This is a genomic window from Rhizobium sp. N621 (assembly GCF_001664325.1).
Classification (GTDB): Bacteria; Pseudomonadota; Alphaproteobacteria; order Rhizobiales; family Rhizobiaceae; genus Rhizobium; species Rhizobium esperanzae.
The window spans coordinates 172,605-190,937 of sequence record NZ_CP013499.1; the positions used below are offsets into that span (position 1 = coordinate 172,605).

Consider the following 18,333-nt stretch of genomic DNA (forward strand, 5'->3'; position numbering starts at 1 on the left):
AACTTTAGTCGTCCGCAATCGTTCGGACTTTGTAACAGTTTGAATCGACGCATCGTGCTTGTTGGAAAGGCGCCCGGTGGAAAAAATCAATCAAGCCAGACTTTTCTCGGGAAAGCGTATTCTGGTTGTCGAAGACGAGTATTTTGTTGCCGACGAGACGCGTCGGAAATTGGAAAATCTCGGGGCAATCGTCGTAGGCCCCACCGCAAATATTCGCCGCGCGCTCGACCTGATCGCCGGGGAAGACGTCGACGCGGCGATCCTTGACGTTCACCTCGGTGACGAGTTGGTGTTTGCTGTGGCCGATGAACTGGAGGCGCGACAAATCAACTTCGTCTTTGCCACCGGCTACGACCCATCCTTCGTTCCGACAAAGTATAATGGTTTTGCCTTGTGCGAAAAACCGACCGAACTCGAAAAGATCGCCGTTGCGCTCTTTGGTGCGACCGATGGTTTGAAACGGCTTGATTGATCGCCTGGCGGTGGAGCCGTCTTGCAGGTGCTGACGTGCACTTGGCTCGCCGGCATCTCCTGGCCGCCAGCCGCAGCTCCGCCGCCTCGAGCCGGTACCCGGCGGACTGATTCCGTTTGCACTCACGCGCAAGGGAACCATATGGGGCACCGACTGTTGGGGTGACATGAAAGGGCAAGACCATGTCTTCCAGCGTTACCAAGGATATTATTGCGATCGGCGGGTCGGCGGGGAGCAGAGCTGTCCTCAAGACCCTCTTTGCCGATTTGCCCTCCGACCTTCCGGCAAGCATTTTCGTCAGCACCCATATTCCTGCAAACTCTCCCAGCCTGCTGCCTGAGATTCTTGCCGATAGTTCCAACCTGCCCGTGAGGCAGGCGGTCGACGGGCAGCCGATCGAGCGAGGCCACATCTACGTCGCTGCACCCGACCGCCACCTTCTCCTCATGGGTGAAACGATCAAGTTCGGAGCGGGTCCGCGCGAGAACATGGTCCGTCCGTCGATTGACCCGATGTTTCGATCTGCGGCCCTGTCGTTCGGTCCACGGGCAGTGGGGCTCGTCCTGACGGGGATGCTCAACGACGGAGCAGCGGGGCTGCATGCGATCAAGTCCCATGGCGGGACGACGGTTGTGCAACACCCGCTTGATGCGGAGGCGGATCAAATGCCCTTAGCGGCGCTGGAAGAAGTGGAAGTCGATCACGTGGCCTCGGCAGCCGAGCTCGGCGGGCTTCTTGCCAAAATCGCCGGAAGCGAGGCCGGGCCGGTTCCTGATGTGCCATCCGACGATCTGCGGCTGGAGGTCGAAATTGCCGCTGGCGACCGGCTTGGCAGTGCGGCACTTCGCAAGATCGCGTCTCCAAGCGCCCTGACCTGCCCCGATTGCCATGGCGTGCTTTCCGAGGTTCGAGGTTCGCGGCCGTTGCGATTTCGGTGCCAGATCGGCCACGCCTACACCGCCGACGTCCTTGCCGGGCACACTGATGAGCTTGATGAGGCGATCAGGATCGCCATGCGCATCATGGAGGAGCGGCTGACGCTTGTGGAACGGATGGCGCGGGACGCTCGCGCCACCGGCCGCAACGCCGTCGCCGAACTCTACGAGGCAAGGGCAGCGGAGTATCGGCAATATTCCGCGACCCTGCGTAACGCCGCTCTAAGCTCGCTGCGCCACGGTCGCGCGTCGCCGCTCCAGGACATCTGATAAAGTTGTATCTTTCTACCGTGCGGACGGTTTAAAATCGCCGCGGCGGAGACATGGATCGACGATGGCGTACGACGAACGGGAAGACATGGAGCAACAGGCAGGCACGGCTGAGCTGGATCAGCATGAACAGCCTATCGTGATCGTCGGCATAGCGGTATGCGCTCGCTCGCTCCGTTCGCTCGTGCAGGTATTCTCCGACATCGGCGCCGACCTCGGTGCATCCTATCTCGTGGCGGTGCGCCAGCAGGAGGGGCTCACTGCAGCTGCCGTCCTGGAAATGCTGGCACAGCAGCAACGACTGACGGTGACGGTCGCGGTGGATGGAGAGCGCATCCTTCTGAATCATATCTACGTCGGCGGCTCTGACGATATGATGACAGTCGAGGATGGTCATATCCGCATTCGGCCAGCCTCGGAACCCGTCGGCCATCGTGGAACGGTCGACACGATGTTGATCTCGCTGGCAGAACATGCCCATGAGCGCGCGATCGCTGTGGTCCTGGCGGGTCTCGACAATGATGGCATCGCCGGGGTGGCGGCAACCAAGAAATTTGGCGGTCTGTCGATCACGGAGATAGACGACGGCGACGATCAATCTGCTGAGGAAGGAGGAGTGTTGGCAATCGCTGACTTGCGACTGCCGGCGAAGGGTATCGCAGCCCACATTGCGCTCTATGCCGGCAATGTCGTCGAGGAGGAAGACGCGGGCCTGGATGAGGAGCCATCGAGCGCCATCGAGGCGCAGATCACGCAGATTGCCACGGTTCTTCGTAATGTCACCAGCCATGACTTCCACGGATACAAGCGCGGCACCTTCACGCGGCGCGTTCAGCGGCGTATGCAGGTGCTGCAAATCAGCAATATCGATGCTTATATCGAGCGGCTGCGCGCCAGCCGCGACGAAGTTCAAAACCTCTTTCAGGACCTACTGATCGGCGTTACCCAGTTTTTCAGAGATCCCGCCGAATTCGGAGCGCTGGAGCGCGAAATTCCGAGGCTGTTCGAGGGCAAGGAACCGGGTGACCAGCTGCGCGTCTGGGTGCTGGGCTGCGCCACGGGGGAAGAAGCGTATTCGATCGCGATGCTGCTGCGCGAGCATATGGCGACCATGGATTATCCTCCGGACGTGCAGATATTCGCGACAGATCTCGATGCCCGCGCGCTGGGGATTGCGCGTGCCGGGCGGTATTCCGCAGCGATAACCTCCCAGCTCCAGCCGGACCGGCTTGCCCGATGGTTCGTGCGTGAGGGCGACACTTATTGCGTCGTCAAGGAGTTGCGGGAAATGTGCATCTTCTCGCCGCACAACATCGTCAAGGATGCGCCATTCTCTCGCATCGACATCCTCTCCTGCAGGAACCTGCTGATCTATCTCGACAGCGAGCTGCAGAACCGGGTTATCCCGATCTTTCACTTCGCCCTCAGGCCGAGTGGTATCCTGTTTCTGGGTTCATCGGAAAACGTCACCCGCCACGCCAAGCTTTTCGCGCCTGTCGACCGAAAGAACCGGCTGTTTCGAAGGTTGGAGACGGCGACCCGCATTATTCCGGACTTCCCGCTCAGTCCACGTCCCAGCAGCCCCGACCATGCGCTTTCGGCGCCGGCGCCGATGCTGCAGACCGGCCGGCTGTCGGCCACGATCGGCCGGCAGGCAGAGGTCGTCGCAGAGCGATTCGCGCCGGCCTATGTCGTCGTCGATTCACACTATGACGTGCTGCACTTTTCAGGACGCACGGGCCGGTACCTCGAACCGGCTTCGGGGACCGCGACGCTCAATCTCCTCAGCCTTGCCCATCGAGATCTGCGTCTCGACATGCGATCCGCCTTGCAGCGTGCCACGACGGAGGCGGTCAAGGTCGAAGTTCCAAGGGTGCTGCTGCGCCAGGACGATCGCACCTACGCCGTCAACATCATTGTCGAACCCCTCGGAAGCGGCGATGTTACTTCGCTGATCGTGCTTTTTCAGGATGCCGGGCAAGTGGCCGAAGGGGCGGCTCCTGACGGAGGGAGGCTGACGAGTGAAGAGCATGTCCAGCGTCTGGAGGCCGATCTGCGCGTCACCCGTGACCGTCTTCAGGCAACGATCGAGGAGCTCGAATCGACAAATGAGGAGCTCAAATCTTCGAACGAGGAATATCAGTCGATCAATGAAGAGCTGCAGTCGGCCAACGAGGAGATGGAAACCTCGAAGGAAGAATTGCAGTCGGTGAACGAGGAGCTGCAGACCGTCAACGGCGAGCTTGCCCATCGCGTTACCGAACTCGATCGTACGAATTCCGACTTGAAGAACCTTCTCGAAGCGACGCAGATCGCCACTGTGTTCCTCGACAACGATCTGCGCGTCAGGAGCTTCACGCCGGCGGCGACGGAAATATTCCATCTGCTCGAAACCGACGTCGGGCGGCCGCTGGACCACGTCGTCTCCCGCGTCGCGTATCCGGAGCTGCTGGACGATGTTCGCCTTGTCCTCAGAACGTTGGTGCCTGTTGATCGGAAAGTCAGCGATCCCGTTAATAACCGCCATTATGCTGCACGCGCCCTGCCTTACCGCAGTGTCGACAACTATATCAGCGGTGCTGTCGTCACCTTCACCGATCTGACCGCCACTTACGAGGCGGAGGTGGCGCTTCGACGGAGCGAGGAGCGCCTGCAGCGCGTCTTGGAGACGGACGCGGTCGGCGTGATTTTTCTTCATCGGGACGGCGTCATATTCGACGCCAACGAGGTTTTCCTGAAGATGTCCGGCTACAGCCGCTCGCAGATGGAACGCGGCGAGCTGCACTGGCGTCGCCTGACGCCGGAGGAGCATCTTGCCGAGACCCACGCCCAGATGGAGGCTCTGAAGGAGACCGGCAAGATCGGGCCATATGAGAAAGAGTTTTTCCTCGCCGACGGCACGCGCCGCTGGATGTTGTTTGCCGGTCGTGATCTTGGGGATGGTACGATCGCCGAATTCTGCATCGACATCTCGGCGAGAAAACAGGCGCAAGCAGCTTTGCGGCAGGGCGAAGAGCAGTTCCGCCTGTTCGGCGAAGCCTCTTCCGACGTTTTGTGGATCCGAGACGCGGAGACGCTGCAATGGGTCTATCTGACGCCGGCTTTCGAGACCATCTACGGTGTCGATCGGGAGCAGGCGATGACCGGCAATAATTTCCGCAGCTGGGCCGAACTGATCATTCCTGAGGATCGGGAACAGGCGCTTTCCGAGATTCGGCGCGTGCGAAACGGTGAACGGGTAGAATTCGAATACCGTATCAGGCGGGCCTCGGACCACGAAATCCGCTGGTTGCGCAACGCCGACTTTCCGCTCTTCGGAGAAGACGGAAATGTCAAGCAGATCGGCGGTATCGGCCGCGACATCACCGATGAAAAGACTTCCGCCGACCGCATGAAGGTACTCGTTGCAGAGCTTCAGCACCGCACGCGCAACCTCATGGCCGTTGTCCGCTCGATGGCTGATAAGACCATGCGAACCAGTGTTGATCTGGCCGATTTCTATGAAAGATTTTGCAACCGTCTGGATGTCCTGGCGCGTGTGCAGAGCCTCCTCTCCCGACTGCAGGAAGGTGAGCGCATCACGTTCGATCAGCTTATCCGCTCCGAACTGGCGGCCCACGGCGTACCGGACGGCCAGATGGACCGGATTACCCTGGACGGCGCGGAAGGCGTCAGGCTTCGCTCGACCAGCGTGCAGACAATGGCATTGGCAATGCATGAGTTGGCCACCAATGCCGCCAAATACGGAGCGCTCAGCCAACCTCGGGCACGTCTGACCATCAATTGGAATGTCGAGCAATCCGGCGAAGGCGGCAAGCCATGGCTGCATGTCGATTGGCGGGAGAGCGGGGTGAAGATGCCACCCGAAGATTCCGGACCGCAAGGGGGCGGCCAGGGCCGGGAATTGATCGAGCGCGCGTTGCCCTATCAGCTGGATGCCAAGACCACCTACACACTTGGAGAGGACGGAATCAGTTGCTCGATCGCAATTCCCATTTCCATCAGCAATCTGCTCGAGGATGACGCGAGCGGCTGAAAGTAAGAGGTCGATGCTTGGTCGTGGCGACAGAGGACAGGTTGTGGCTGACGGAGGAGTTCTTTCCGGGGACGGCTGAGACAAAGCCCTTGAACCATTCAAGCCTACAGGCTGACGACCCTGCCGCAGCTGTTTTCGACGTCAGTGGGCGCTGTTGCTGAAAGAGGGCGTGAAACTCTCGCCCGTCACGGGGCCGAACTATCTTCGGATCCGCCGGCCTGTTGCTTCTCGTCACATTCTAGCAGCTCTGCCTTAAGCCTCTCAAGGTGCGCCACATGCATGTCCTGCGACTCCTCGAAATTGGTCAAAAGCCGTATCGCTTCCGTCACGTCGGCGCCGCGGTTGGTCAGTTCAGCGACGATCTCGCGCTGGCGAGCGACGTGCTGTCCTCCCATGGCGACATGTTCCCGCGCCTGCTCTAAATGCTTCTTCACAATTGCGCGATCCATGCGGGATCTCCTTCTAAAGCGCTTCGAGCAATTCATTCCTGCCACGCGCTTTAGTTTTTTGTTTTGATGCATGTCACGATCTTGGAACTTCAGACTTCCGGACGGCATGCACCTAAAGGCGATCATGCGCTTATTATCATCGTTTGGATACGGCGCCGTGATGGTCCGAGTAACTGTTGAAGGCGGGTGATCGGAAACACCCATTTCTTAGCGAGCATAGAGATAGGCTGCGAGATCGCGGGCTTCCTGTTCGGAAATTCCGGTGGCCGGCATCGCCGTTCTTGGCGAATGGCCCTGCGGCGCGACAATCCACCCGATGAGGTTGTCGGCGGAATTATTGAGCACGCCGGCAATGTAGACCCGCTCGCGCAGATCGGAAAGATCGCCCCCGACCTTGCCGTCGGCGCCCTCGATGCCGGGAATGGTGTGACATCCGGCGCAGCCATATCGGCGAAAAATCGCCGGCGCCCGCGCCGGATCGCCTTTCGTCATGGCGACGGCAACAGCTTGCCTTTCGGAGCGCTGCCGGTAGACGTCGGTCAAAGTCAATGCCGCCGTCAGGCTCACCAGGCAGGCGGCGATCACAAAGGCGGAGCGAAGGGAATTATAGGGCGACGATACGTGTTCCATCTGCGCCTCCTTTTCCGGAATCCCTGATCCACAGAGCCGTCAGCGCCAGCGCAACAGTGGCGTAGACGAGGCCGGCAGGAACCCACATTACCAGGCCTGCCATCTGCTGGTCTTCGAGCGGCGACAGCCCCCAAGCCCCGGACGATCGGGTCTGCACGGCGTAGAGCACGTTCGGTGACAGGGCGATGAGGGCCCCGAGAATGCTCATATGGAGCATCGTCAGGAAAAGATGCCAGGCCGCCAGCCCCCTGTTCGTCTTCCAGATGACGGACCACCAGAACAGGATGGCACTCAGGAAAAAGGAAAGATGCTGCAGACGGTGGAGCGGCGTGCTTTCGATCGCGGCGTCGAACAGGACGGGCGTATGCCATGCCCAGATTGCCGCCCCGTGCAGCAGCGTCGCGACAGTGCCGTTGCTCAGCAACGTCCAGGTCCTGCGGACCATGCTCGAGGCAAGCACCTGTCCCGCCCGGCGCCTGACGATCCTTGGCAGGCCCCAGAGCAGCACCGCCGATGGGCGTGCCAATACGATGAGCGGCGCGGCGATTGCCATGACCAGTTCATGTTCGATCATATGGACGGTGAAAAGCTGCTCTCCCAGCCAATGCAGGGGAGAGATCAGTGCGCCGGCAAGCACCAGCCAGCCGGCCCAATAGGCCAAAAGCCGGTGCGCGAAGACGCGCCGGCCTGCGGATGATCGCGACATGAAGCGAAGGCTTCCGCTTGCATAGAGGGCTGCGCAGACTGCGAGCGGCGCGATTATCCAGGCATCGGCCGTCCATGGAAAGGAACTCGAATGGGCATGGGCTTCATGTGCCAATCCCGGTGTCGCCATAAGAAGAAATGCGATTGTCGTTGCTGTTCTCATAGCCGCGGCACCCAATAGATGCATCCGTAGAGTGGAAGCCAGGCGAGGACGACAAAGTTCCAGTAGATCGCGTTGTCTTCAACATCGCCGTAGCGCCGCGCATTGTCGCCATGCTTCGAAAACATCAGGCAGGCGAGAACGACGGTATCGACGAGATCGGTGATGATGTGGGTCGCGTGCAGGCCGAGCATCGTCCAGACGATCGATCCGTAGGCGTCGTCGTCCCAGCCTATGTGAAGAGCAGGAAATTCGTAGGCGCGAGGTATGAGGGGCGCCGCTCCGAGAAGCGCCATGATGATCAGTCCCGCGCGCACCTTGCGGAGATCCCTCTGCTTCGCCCACCGCGCGACGAGCATATTCGGCACGATGCTGACGAGAAGCAGCAGGGTCAGGATCGTGCCGGGAAGGAGATCCGGGGCAGGGGCTCCGATCGGCCAATGCGGCGCCAGGCTCATGAGATAGAAGTAAACGACGATCGCCAAAGCGAATCCCATGCCTTCAATCAGCATGAAGGCGCTGGTTCCCCAGAACGTCAGGCTCGCGCTGCCCAAGCCGTGCAGGGGAAGCTTCGACAGATCGGTGACCACGCGCTCCTTCATGACTCGTCCTCCGGCGTTTGCTTCGGCCAGAACCATCCTGTCAGGGTGATCGCCACCGGAACGGCTCCCCAGACGACCGCCCACGGGCTGAAGATCGAGCCGATCAGCATGATGCTGGTGGCAATGGCCGCCAGAAATGGCCAGATGGAATCGGCTGGCGAGGCCTCCCGCGCCTCCGGCTCGCCTGATGTGACGCTGCTGACGATCAGTTCCCGCCGATCGAGCCGAAGTCCCGTCGCCACCGGCAACGTCTCGCCCGACATCCAGAGCGGTTCGCGCGTTTCGACCACGGGAATATGCCGAAAATTATAAGGGGGAGGGGGCGAGGGTATGGCCCACTCCAGTGTTGACGCATTCCAGGGATTGGGGCCGGCCGGTGGGCCATGGCGGAAGCTGCGCAGGGCATCGATGAAGAAGACGAGGAAGCCGGCGGCCAGGATAAAGGCGCTAAGGCTGACGAACAGGTTCAAGCCGGCCCAGGGCAGCTCGGGCGGATAGGTGTAGACGCGCCGCGGCATGCCCTGAAGGCCCAGGATGTGCATCGGGAAGAAAGTCAGGTGGAAGCCGGTGAAGATCAGGCCGAAGGCCCACCGGCCGAGCCTTTCGCTCATCATCCGGCCGGTCATCTTTGGGAACCAGTAATAGATCGCGCCGATCAGCGGGAAGACGGAGCCGCCGATCAGCACATAGTGGAAATGGGCGACGACGAAATAGGTGTCGTGGACCTGGGTATCGAGCGGCACCGACGCCACCATGACGCCGGTCAGGCCGCCGATGACGAAGGTGATGAGAAAGCCGATGACGAAAAGCAGCGGTGTCTTGAAGACCGGACGGCCATCCCACAGCGTTGCCAGCCAGCAAAAGATCTGGGTTCCGGCGGGAATGGCGATTGCCATGCTCGAGGCGGTGAAAAAGCTGCTCCCCAGCCGCGGCAGGCCGGCCACGAACATGTGGTGCACCCACAGGCCGAAGGAGAGAATTCCGGTGGCGATCATCGCCAGCACCAGCGGCATATAGCCGAAGACAGGACGCCGCGTGAAGGTGGAGATCATGGCGGAGACGATGCCGACCGCCGGCAGGAAGATGATGTAGACCTCGGGATGACCGAAGAACCAGAACAGGTGCTGCCAGAGAAGGACATCGCCCCCTTCTGCCGGATTATAGAACTGGGTGCCGACCAGCCGGTCGAGAATGAGCGACGAGCTGGCGAACATGATCGCCGGCATGGCCAGGATGACGAGAAAGGCGGTGACTAGCATCGACCAGACGAAGACGGGGATCCGGTCGAGCGACATGCCGGGCGCCCGCAGTTTGAAGACCGTCACGACGATTTCGACGGCAACGGCGAGGGCGGAGACCTCGGTGAAGGTGATCATCTGCGCCCAGAGGTCTGCCCGTTTCCCCGCGCCATATTGCGGGCCGGCCAGAGGCACGTAGGAAAACCAGCCGACATCGGGGGCGGTATCGAGGGCGAGAGAGATCCAGAGCAGCAGCCCGCCCGCGAGGTAGATCCAGTAGGAGAAGGCATTCAGCCTGGGAAAGGCGATGTTGCGGGTTCCGACCATCAGAGGAACCAGATAGACCGCCATCGCCTCCATGACCGGCACCGCAAACAGGAACATCATGTTGCTGCCGTGCACGGTGAAGATCTGATTGTACCGGTCGGCGCTGATGAAGCGGGCCTCGGGGAAGGCGAGCTGGATGCGCATCACCAGCGCCAGCACGCCGCCGAGGATGAGAAAGACAAAGGCTGTCGCGATATAGCGCCGACCGATGATCTTGTGATCGACCGTGGAGAGCGCTGCCAGCAATCCGGAAGGCGTCGACCATGTGCGCCTGAGGAAGGCTTCCGCTTCTTCACTGCCGGCAGCCAGATCGGCGGGGGAAGGGGTTCTGCCGCCGCCGGTCATCGCAGACCACTCATGTAGGCGCTCACTTGCCGCAGCTCTTCGCCGGTGAGGGGGACCAACGGCATGTTGTTGCCGGGCTTCAGCGTTTGCGGGTCGGCAATCCATGCCGCAACCGATCCCCGCGTATTCTCCAGCCGCCCCGCGGCAATCATGCTGCGGCTGCCGACATGGGTGAGGTCAGGTCCGGAGGTGCCCGATGCCTCGGTGCCGCGGATGGCGTGACAGGCGGCGCAAGGCTTGCTCATGAAGACCAGCCTTCCCGACGCGGCATCACCATCGGCCGGCGCGGCTGCCGTCTTTCTCTGCGACTCCAGCCATCTGGCATAGTCCTCCGGCTCCTCGGCGATCACCAACAGCGCCATGTGGCTGTGCTGCAGGCCGCAGAATTCGGCGCATTGGCCACGATAGATGCCGGCTTTGCTGGCATGCAGCGTCAGCCGGTTGTCGCGGCCGGGGACCAGATCCTGCTTTCCCGTCAGGTTGGGCACCCAGAAGGAATGAATGACATCAGTCGCTTCCAGACGCAGCCGGACATCGGTTCCCACCGGGATATGCAGCTCGTTGGCGGTCTGGAATGTCCTGGCGGGATCCGCATCGAGATAGGTAAACTGCCACCACCACTGCTGCCCGCGAACGGCGATGGTCGGCGGATTGTCCCGGCCGCGGTCGACGCCATTGGTTGCGTAAAAGCTGGTGATGGTCAGGAAGCTTACGACCAGGAAAGTCATAACGATCGCGCCGCTAACGACCCTGCCCATGGAACGCTCAGTCTGTGGTTCGCCGGGGGCCTGGTTTTTCCTGCCAACCAGCGCCCATGCCATGACGCTCATGACAAGCACGAAGACGACGCCGCAGACGGCGACGAACAGGAATATCAGGCTCTTGAGTTCCGAAGCGGCAGGTCCGTCCGCATTCAGCGCCGATTGCGTCCCAGCGCAGCCTGACAAAAACAGGGTGCATGCCGCGGCGATCTTCAAGGCCGGACACCTCGATCGGAGCGGACGCCCACCGGCCCTTCCTCGAAAAGAGTTGCGGCCGGCGCGCGGTTCTCGGCCGGTCTCGTATGCTTGTCGTCGTTGCGGCTCGGCGCGGTATAGGGGGCGGAATAGGCGCCGATCGTCCTGACATAACCGGCGAGCTGCCAGATCTGGTCGCTCGTCATTCTGTTCGCGAAGGCAGGCATGCCGTGAGGCCGTCCGTCGCGTATGGATGCCACGACCGATACCATTTCCGAGCCATAAAACCACCAGCCGTCAAGAAACGAAGGGCCGGTCCCGCCTCGTCCGTCTCCATGGCAAGTAGGGCAGCCGAACGAGGAATAAAGGCGCTTGCCCTGGCTCAGATCATAAGCGGTCGTCTCATAGGGCTTGCCAAGCGCGAAATAGACGTCGGGTGGTGTGCCGCCGATCCTGTCCGGCATCAGCCGGAACTGATCGAGAGATGATGTGAGCGGCGGATCGGCGCGATACTGCCTTGGATGTCTTGCCCAGCCGATCGCGGCTCCGATCATCAACATACCGAGCAGCACTATCGAGACCAACCACATGCCGTCCTTCTTGACGGCGCTATCGGCAAGCAAAGGGAACCGATCGGGACCGGACGCGACGGCGGGATGGGCGCGACGCAAGCGTAGACGGCTTGCCCAGGCGATGGCGGCCCAGACGGCTGCCATCGTGAGAAGCGATACTGCCGCCGACCAGGGGACGTGCTTGCTTTCGCGCATTGCCGGGACCTAGATCAGGACCGCGACGACAGGGCCGAGAGACTGAGCCGCACCGGCAACATCTTGTAAGAGGGGGTCTTGGCCTTGGCGTCGTGATGCGACAGCGGAAAGAGCGGGTTCGCCTCAGGGTAATAGGCCGCACAGCACCCGGCCGGAATTGGGTGCCGAGCAATCTTGAAGCCGGTGACGCGGCGCGTTGTGGCGATGTCGATGGCGGTCGTCAGATCGACGAAATCGCCTTCTTTGAAGCCCAGTCTGCCAATATCCTCTTCGTTCATGAAGACCACCTTTCGCGTTCCCTTCACGCCGCGATAGCGATCGCCGTAACCGTAGATGGTCGTGTTGAACTGGTCGTTGGAGCGTAGCGTGGCGAGGTTGAGAACCTCAGTGGCGCCCGGACCGATGTCGAGTTCGGGGAAGAGCCGCGGCGGCGTGATGAAATTGGCTTTCTGGTTGGGCGTCGTCCATTTGCGTTCCCTGGCCGGCACCGGTCTCGGAATGCCGCCCGGCTGAAACATGCGTTTGTTGAAATCCCTGAATGTCTCGGGATAGGTCGCTTCGATCGCATCGCGGATCTTCGAATAATCGCCGACCCATTCGTCCCAGGGGACTCGGCCATTTGCCAGCGTCGCCTTGGCGATGCCGGCGATGATGGCGGGCTCCGACAGAAGCTCCTCGCTCGCGGGCTTCGCCTTCCCACGCGAGCCATGGAAATGAGCCACAGAACTTTCGATGGAAACGGCTTGCGGACCGCTTGCCTGTTCATCGATCTCGATACGGCCGAGACAGGGAAGGAGATAGGCGATTTCGCCATGGATAACGTGGCTGCGATTGAGCTTCGTCGCGATCTGTACGGTCAGGCGGAGTTTGCGCCAGGCCTCCTCCATCGCTTCCGTTTCCGGGACGGCGCGCAAGAAATTGCCACCGAGGCTGACGAAGGCCTTGGCTTCGCCCTCCATGATCGCCTTGCAGGTGTCGACGGTCGAGCGTCCTTCCCATTGTGGCGGTTCGAACCGGTAGAGTTCCTTCAGCTTATCGAGCGGCACGAGGTCCGGCTTTTCCGTTATCCCGACCGTGCGCTGGCCCTGCACGTTCGAGTGGCCACGCACGGCGCAGATATTGGCGCCGGGCTTGCCGATATTGCCGCGCAACAGCGCGAGGTTGGCGACCATATGAACGTTCTGGACACCCATCACATGCTGGGTGAGACCCATGCCGTAGATCATCAGCACCGCCTCCGAATGGGCGTAGGTGCGGGCTGCCTGAATCATCTGTTCGCGGGTCAAGCCGGAAACACGTTCCAGCTCGGCCCAGTCATATCGGCGGGCGGCTTCGGCGAATTCCTCGAAACCCGACGTATGCGTGTTGATGAAATCGTGGTCGAGAACATGCTTTTTGTCGGCGGCGGCAATGGAAGCGGCGAACGCCACCGCCGCGGCATTATCCGGTTTATGGGGCACGGCATCGGAGCCTGAAACCTTGCTCATGCCCATTGCCTTCATGGCATCGTCGGCTTCGATCAAGGCTTTGCAGACCCCGAAGAGGGCCGCGATGTCGCCTCCGTTCTTCACCTGGTAATATTCCGACGAAATCGGCGTCGACCGACCGGTCAGCATCTGGCTCGGCATTTGCGGGTTGATGAAACGTTCAAGGCCCGGTTCGCGCAACAAGTTGAAGGTGACGATTTTCACGCCACGGTCGACGGCGTCCTGAAGGTCATGCAGCATTCGCGGGGAGGAGGTGGCGACGTTCTGCGCCATATAGAAAATGCAATCGCAGTTCTGGAAATCGGACAGGATTGCCGTGCCGACGGAGGCTCCGATGCTTTCCGGCAGACCGACCGAGGAGCTTTCGTGACACATGTTGGAAGAATCGGGCAAGTTGTTGCTGCCGAAGATGCGGGCAAAAAGCTGATACATGTAGGAGGTCTCGAGGGAGGCGCGCCCGGAGGTGTAGAAATCGACCTCACGCGGAGGAATTGACCGCAGCGCCTCGCCGATTTCTGCGAATGCATTGTTCCAGTCTACCGGCTCGTATTTGTCGGTCGAGCGGTTCCACCGCATCGGGTGGGTCAGGCGACCTTGTTCTTCGAGATCGTGATCGCTCCACTGCTCCAGCTCATGCAATGTATGGGCGGCGAAGAAGGCGCGGTCGGCGCGGCGGGAAGTGACCTCCCAGGCGGTCGCCTTTGCGCCGCTTTCGCAAAATTCCATCGCATGCGGTTTTGCAGGCTTGGCCCAGGCACAACTGACGCACATGTAACCGTCTGGTTTGTTGTGATGGGAAAGCAGCGACGGCCCCGATCGGGGGACGTGTTCGCGGAGAAGAATTTCTCCAAGAGATCTCGCCGCCGCCCAGCCGCCAGCCGCAGGCGTGCTCGGATGTTTCGATCGCGCTGACATTTTTGCCTCCCGATATTGTCGTCGGGGGATCCCCGGCAGATATTTTGCGATCCGAACTCTTCGAGAAACAAACTGTTCCAGGCGAGTCGGCAAAGTGACGAGCGGGGCTGTCGACAGCCGGTGACGGGAGACGATTGGCAATAAACTGAGCTTCTCAGCCGCGTCGGATATGCTCAGAGCGGCGTCGGAGCGTCGGCCGCCACCTCGGCATAGAGCTGACCGCACATCGTCAGCGATCGCCGCATCGCAGCGACGCGATCTTCGGCGTCTTTGGATGAATAGGCCCAGATGTCGGTCGCCCAGCTCTTGCCATCCATCTCGTACTGCAGGGCAAATCTATAGAGCCGTCGCTCATCTGCATCGGTGCTGACGAAAGCGCGATCTGGATCATCGTGGCGCTGGCGCGGAAAACTTACAACGTTCACAACCTGCTCCTCGGGTTTACCTCATCGCCAGGGCTCGAAAGCCCGCTTTTCCTTTGGACTAACCTGATCGTCCGGATTTCGTTCCCTGAGCTCTGAGCGACGAATAATGTGTGGGACTTTTTCAGTTGCGAGGGCTTGCGTGCCGAAAACTGGCTGCTCGCGTGAGCGCCAAAGGGCGGCCCGGCGCGTCGCAGTTGGAAATAGAATGTACCCCCGCCTACAGGCGAATCTGGCGTAAGCGGAATTATGGAACTTGCTTCCGTGGTGGGCTATTCGCAATAGCCGCTGTGGCCGCGCGCGAAAGGAACCATCGCCGCATGCTCCTTGTTGATCCGGGGTTGCGCCTCGGGCGTGCGCCGGGTTGCGGCGAGCGCTGCGGCCTGAATTTCGACACCCAGGCGCAGTTCGAGGATCTGCATGGCGGAACGGATGTCTTCGACCGGGCTGATCTCGAAATTCAGGGTCCTGGCATCCTTTTCGCTGACGAAAACGCCGGCCCCTGGCGGGCGGTCACCCTGCCGCCGACCCTTCAGCGACGTCAGCGTCTCGCCACCTGCCTTGCGCCCGGCTTTTCAGCTTAACAGATCCCGGATGACTTCCAGAGGATGGGGGATCGTCCTGCGGTCTATTTCCTTGACCTGCGACCGGCAGGAATAGCCGGTCGCCATGACGACGGTCCCGTCCTCGCCGGCGGCGATCTGTTCTGCCCAGCTCATCGCATAGAGCGTTTCGGAAATCTCTCTGTTGCGGGCTTCGTGGCCAAACGTTCCCGCCATGCCGCAGCAACCCGCATCGGCCACCTGCAGGTCGATGCCGAGGGTGCCGAAGACCGCTTTCCACTGCGCAACCGCCGAGGGAATATTGGTGCGTTCGGTACAGTGCGGCAGAAGCCGGACCGTCGCCACGGCCTGCCGCCTGACCGCCTCCGCCAGGTCCTTGCCGTTTGCGGCCAGCCATTCCTGCGGCAGCAGCACGGTTGCGTGGGATAGTCCTTTCGGCAAGGTCATGTACTCGCTGCGATAGGCGAGGGTCATGGATGGGTCCAGCCCGACAAGCGGCACGCCGATTGTCGCCAAACGATTCAGGGAGCGCAAGGTCGCGACGGCCGCCTTTTCGAAACGGTCGAGGTAGCCGTGGACATGCAGCGCTTTTCCGTTGGTGAGCGGCGGCGCGATGAACGGCGACAGCCCGAGCTTGCGGGCGACCTCGACGGCGGCGACGACCACTTTGGGATCGAAATGCGCAGTGAAGGCGTCGGGAATGAAGACGACGGTGCGGCCGCGCGCCTCGGGAGACATCTTCATGATCTGCTCCGCGTCGGCGGTCGGAACCCCGAGGCCGGCCAGCGGTGACGCCGGCGGCATCTTCGGCAGCGCGGTCAAGCCGACGAGCTTCATCGCCGCGCGGCCGGCAGCCGTTCCGGCAAGGAGATTGTAGAGAGGACGGATCCGCGCCATCAGCGGCAGAGTGGCCTCAATGCCGGCCACCAGCGGATCCTTCAGCGGCCTGAGGTAGCGGCCGTAATAGAGGTTCAGGAACTTCGAGCGGAACGCGGGGACGCTGATCTTGACAGGACATTGACCGGCGCAGGCCTTGCAGGCGAGGCACGTATCCATAGCTGCCCGCACTTCGTGCGAAAAATCGGTCCGATTGGCCGGGTTCAGCGAGTTGAACGCCCGCCTGACAAGCCCGATTACCTTGTTCGAATTGCGGAGCCGAACCGCTTCCTCACGGGGATCGACACCCTGCTCGACGAGGAGCCGCAGCCATTCCCGCATCAGGGCGGCGCGCCCCTTCGGCGAGTACACCCGGTTGCGGGTTGCCTTGTAGGACGGGCACATCGGGCTGGTCTCGTCGAAATCGAAACAGGCGCCGTTGCCGTTGCAATAGGCCGCATTGTCGAAGACCGCGCGGATCTCGTTGCCGATGATGCGGTCGACGCTTCCCCGCAAGGGAACCTCGTCGATCTTCATCAGCGCGCCATCGTCGGGCGTGGCGATCTTGCCCGGATTGAGGCGGTTCTCCGGATCGAACGTCTTCTTGATCTGCTGGAGGCTCGGATAGAGATCGCCGAAGAATTCCGGCACATATTCCGACCGCACACCCTTGCCGTGCTCGCCCCAGAGAACGCCGCCATGCTTGCGGGTGAGCGCCACCACCGCGTCGGTGATTTCCCGGATGAGCGGCACATGGTCGTCCCGCGTCAGGTCGAGGGCCGGCCGCACATGAAGCACGCCCGCATCCACATGCCCGAACATGCCGTAGGAGACGCCGGCCGCATCGAGGAGAGCGCGGAATTCTCGGATATAGGCGGCGAGATTGTCAGGAGGGACGGCGGTATCCTCGACGAAAGCCACCGGGCGCACCGGGCCTTCGACATTGCCGAGAAGCCCGACGGCGCGCTTGCGCATCGCCCATATCGCCTCGACGTCCGCTTTCTCCCGGGCGATCGTAAGGCCGATATTGCGGACGACATCGGCGCGGGCCAGCGCCGACGTCACCGCCATGAGCTTCTGTTCCAACTCGACCGGGTCGTCGGCCAACACCTCGGCGATATTGATGCCGTTGGCCGCACCGCGCTGGTCATCCGGGAAAAACCGCGCGATGCCGCTCCACACGATGTCACCCTTGGCAAGGCCAAGCACCTTCTCGTCGATCGTTTCCACCGAGGCGACGTTCAGCGCGGTCAGCGACCTTGCGTCTTCGAGAGCGGTGTTGAAGTCGTCGTAGCGGATATTGACCAGCGCCGCATATTTGGGGATCGGCAGAAGGTTGAGCTCGATCTCGGCGATCATCGCCAGCGTGCCTTCCGAGCCGCAGATGATCGCATTGAGATCGAAGCGTCCGTCGTCGCGACGGATATGCGCAAGGTCGTAGCCCGTCATGTAGCGGTTGAGGCGCGGAAAGATTTCCTCGATGCGCGCGCGCTCGTCGCGCGCGATCCTGTCGACCGTCCGGTGGATTTCGCCGACGCGGTCGCCGCGTGACTTGATCTCGGCGAGAGACACGTCGTCGAGGGGACGCGACCACCAGTCCGTCGTATCGGTCAGGACCATCCTGAGGCCGAGCACATGGTTGCTCGTCTTGCCGTAGAGGCAGGAGCCCTGGCCGCAGGCATCGGTCGAGACCATGCCGCCGATCGTCGCCCGATTGGAGGTCGAAAGTTCCGGAGCGAAGAACAGGCCATGATCCTCAAGGGCGCGGTTGAGCTGGTCCTTGACGACGCCGGCTTCGACGCGGGCGACCCGCCGCACCGGATCGATCTCCAGAATCCGGTTCATATGCCGTGAGCAGTCGACGACGAGGCCGTCCGTCAGCGACTGGCCATTGGTGCCGGTGCCGCCGCCGCGCGCGACGACGCGCAGGCCGCGGAACGGGTCTTCGGAGAGGACCCGCATCAGGGCCTTCATGTCCGCGATATCCTGGGGAAAGAGGATCCCCGCCGGCTCGACCTGATAGATCGAGTTGTCCGTCGAAAGCACGGTGCGCGAGGCGGCGCTGGTCTCGATGTCGCCGGCAAAGCCTGCCTCGAGCAGTCGCTCGAAGAAGCCAGCTCCGGGAAGAAGTGAAGATTCTCTGGTCTTGATACGGGGGATCATTTTATCGCTGCCGAA

The 18,333-nt window shown here is 61.5% G+C and carries 14 protein-coding genes; 4 read left to right on the forward strand and 10 right to left on the reverse strand.

The features are described from left to right. Window positions 1-76 precede the first annotated feature (76 nt). From AMK00_RS27910 to AMK00_RS27920, 3 genes are all read left to right on the forward strand, one after another. Window positions 77-472 carry a response regulator gene (locus AMK00_RS27910; RefSeq protein ID WP_064812451.1) on the forward strand — a complete coding sequence of 132 codons (396 nt, stop codon included), beginning with the start codon at window positions 77-79 and terminating at the stop codon, window positions 470-472. A gap of 182 nt (window positions 473-654) precedes the next feature. Next, complete coding sequence (locus AMK00_RS27915) at window positions 655-1,677, forward strand: chemotaxis protein CheB (RefSeq protein WP_064812452.1); 1,023 nt, start codon at window positions 655-657, stop codon at window positions 1,675-1,677. Window positions 1,678-1,741: 64 nt separating this feature from the next. Further along, complete coding sequence (locus AMK00_RS27920) at window positions 1,742-5,713, forward strand: CheR family methyltransferase (RefSeq protein WP_064812453.1); 3,972 nt, start codon at window positions 1,742-1,744, stop codon at window positions 5,711-5,713. 185 nt (window positions 5,714-5,898) lie between these two features. Here AMK00_RS27920 and AMK00_RS27925 read toward each other — a convergent pair whose 3' ends face one another. The 9 genes from AMK00_RS27925 to AMK00_RS27965 all read right to left on the reverse strand — a co-directional run bounded on the left by AMK00_RS27925 (window position 5,899) and on the right by AMK00_RS27965 (window position 14,719). Then, window positions 5,899-6,162, reverse strand: a complete 264-nt coding sequence (locus tag AMK00_RS27925) for a hypothetical protein (protein WP_064812454.1) — start codon at window positions 6,160-6,162, stop codon at window positions 5,899-5,901. 207 nt (window positions 6,163-6,369) lie between these two features. Further along, window positions 6,370-6,792, reverse strand: a complete 423-nt coding sequence (locus tag AMK00_RS27930; protein WP_064812455.1) for a c-type cytochrome — start codon at window positions 6,790-6,792, stop codon at window positions 6,370-6,372. Next, window positions 6,767-7,660 (reverse strand): cytochrome c oxidase assembly protein, encoded by an 894-nt coding sequence (locus tag AMK00_RS27935; protein WP_064812456.1) that lies wholly within the window; start codon window positions 7,658-7,660, stop codon window positions 6,767-6,769. Before AMK00_RS27935 ends, AMK00_RS27930 begins: the two co-directional genes overlap by 26 nt. Next, the gene (locus AMK00_RS27940; RefSeq protein ID WP_064812457.1) at window positions 7,657-8,259 is read right to left on the reverse strand and encodes a cytochrome c oxidase subunit 3; all 603 of its coding nucleotides are present in this window, start codon (window positions 8,257-8,259) and stop codon (window positions 7,657-7,659) included. Before AMK00_RS27940 ends, AMK00_RS27935 begins: the two co-directional genes overlap by 4 nt. Next, the gene (gene ctaD / locus AMK00_RS27945) at window positions 8,256-10,169 is read right to left on the reverse strand and encodes a cytochrome c oxidase subunit I (protein ID WP_064806534.1); all 1,914 of its coding nucleotides are present in this window, start codon (window positions 10,167-10,169) and stop codon (window positions 8,256-8,258) included. The genes AMK00_RS27940 and ctaD overlap by 4 nt, the downstream gene beginning before the upstream one ends. Continuing rightward, window positions 10,166-11,146, reverse strand: a complete 981-nt coding sequence (coxB, locus tag AMK00_RS27950; RefSeq protein ID WP_064812458.1) for a cytochrome c oxidase subunit II — start codon at window positions 11,144-11,146, stop codon at window positions 10,166-10,168. The genes ctaD and coxB overlap by 4 nt, the downstream gene beginning before the upstream one ends. Next, window positions 11,143-11,715 (reverse strand): c-type cytochrome, encoded by a 573-nt coding sequence (locus AMK00_RS27955; protein ID WP_064813175.1) that lies wholly within the window; start codon window positions 11,713-11,715, stop codon window positions 11,143-11,145. Before AMK00_RS27955 ends, coxB begins: the two co-directional genes overlap by 4 nt. A 191-nt stretch (window positions 11,716-11,906) precedes the next feature. Then, window positions 11,907-14,294, reverse strand: a complete 2,388-nt coding sequence (locus tag AMK00_RS27960) for an FdhF/YdeP family oxidoreductase (RefSeq protein ID WP_064812459.1) — start codon at window positions 14,292-14,294, stop codon at window positions 11,907-11,909. A 173-nt stretch (window positions 14,295-14,467) separates the two neighbouring features. Continuing rightward, entirely contained in the window at window positions 14,468-14,719 is a 252-nt protein-coding gene (locus AMK00_RS27965; protein WP_064812460.1) for a hypothetical protein, read from the reverse strand. Between the two features lie 317 nt (window positions 14,720-15,036). On the opposite strand from AMK00_RS27965, the gene AMK00_RS33765 reads away from it, so the two are divergent. Continuing rightward, entirely contained in the window at window positions 15,037-15,300 is a 264-nt protein-coding gene (locus AMK00_RS33765; protein ID WP_189637655.1) for a hypothetical protein, read from the forward strand. Here AMK00_RS33765 and ydiJ read toward each other — a convergent pair. Continuing rightward, a complete protein-coding gene (gene ydiJ, locus AMK00_RS27975) occupies window positions 15,292-18,318 on the reverse strand; it encodes a D-2-hydroxyglutarate dehydrogenase YdiJ (RefSeq protein WP_064813177.1) in 3,027 nt (1,008 codons plus the stop codon). The genes AMK00_RS33765 and ydiJ overlap by 9 nt on opposite strands. Window positions 18,319-18,333: the final 15 nt, after the last annotated feature.

Bases quoted from the DNA above. Each gene is read 5' to 3' on its own strand.
- AMK00_RS27915 (WP_064812452.1), top strand. From the start codon at position 655: ATGTCTTCCAGCGTTACCAAGGATATTATTGCGATCGGCGGGTCGGCG.
- AMK00_RS27920 (WP_064812453.1), top strand. From the start codon at position 1,742: ATGGCGTACGACGAACGGGAAGACATGGAGCAACAGGCAGGCACGGCT.
- AMK00_RS27925 (WP_064812454.1), bottom strand. From the start codon at position 6,162: ATGGATCGCGCAATTGTGAAGAAGCATTTAGAGCAGGCGCGGGAACAT.
- AMK00_RS27930 (WP_064812455.1), bottom strand. From the start codon at position 6,792: ATGGAACACGTATCGTCGCCCTATAATTCCCTTCGCTCCGCCTTTGTG.
- AMK00_RS27935 (WP_064812456.1), bottom strand. From the start codon at position 7,660: ATGAGAACAGCAACGACAATCGCATTTCTTCTTATGGCGACACCGGGA.
- AMK00_RS27940 (WP_064812457.1), bottom strand. From the start codon at position 8,259: ATGAAGGAGCGCGTGGTCACCGATCTGTCGAAGCTTCCCCTGCACGGC.
- ctaD (WP_064806534.1), bottom strand. From the start codon at position 10,169: ATGACCGGCGGCGGCAGAACCCCTTCCCCCGCCGATCTGGCTGCCGGC.
- AMK00_RS27955 (WP_064813175.1), bottom strand. From the start codon at position 11,715: ATGTGGTTGGTCTCGATAGTGCTGCTCGGTATGTTGATGATCGGAGCC.
- AMK00_RS27960 (WP_064812459.1), bottom strand. From the start codon at position 14,294: ATGTCAGCGCGATCGAAACATCCGAGCACGCCTGCGGCTGGCGGCTGG.
- AMK00_RS33765 (WP_189637655.1), top strand. From the start codon at position 15,037: ATGCTCCTTGTTGATCCGGGGTTGCGCCTCGGGCGTGCGCCGGGTTGC.
- ydiJ (WP_064813177.1), bottom strand. From the start codon at position 18,318: ATGATCCCCCGTATCAAGACCAGAGAATCTTCACTTCTTCCCGGAGCT.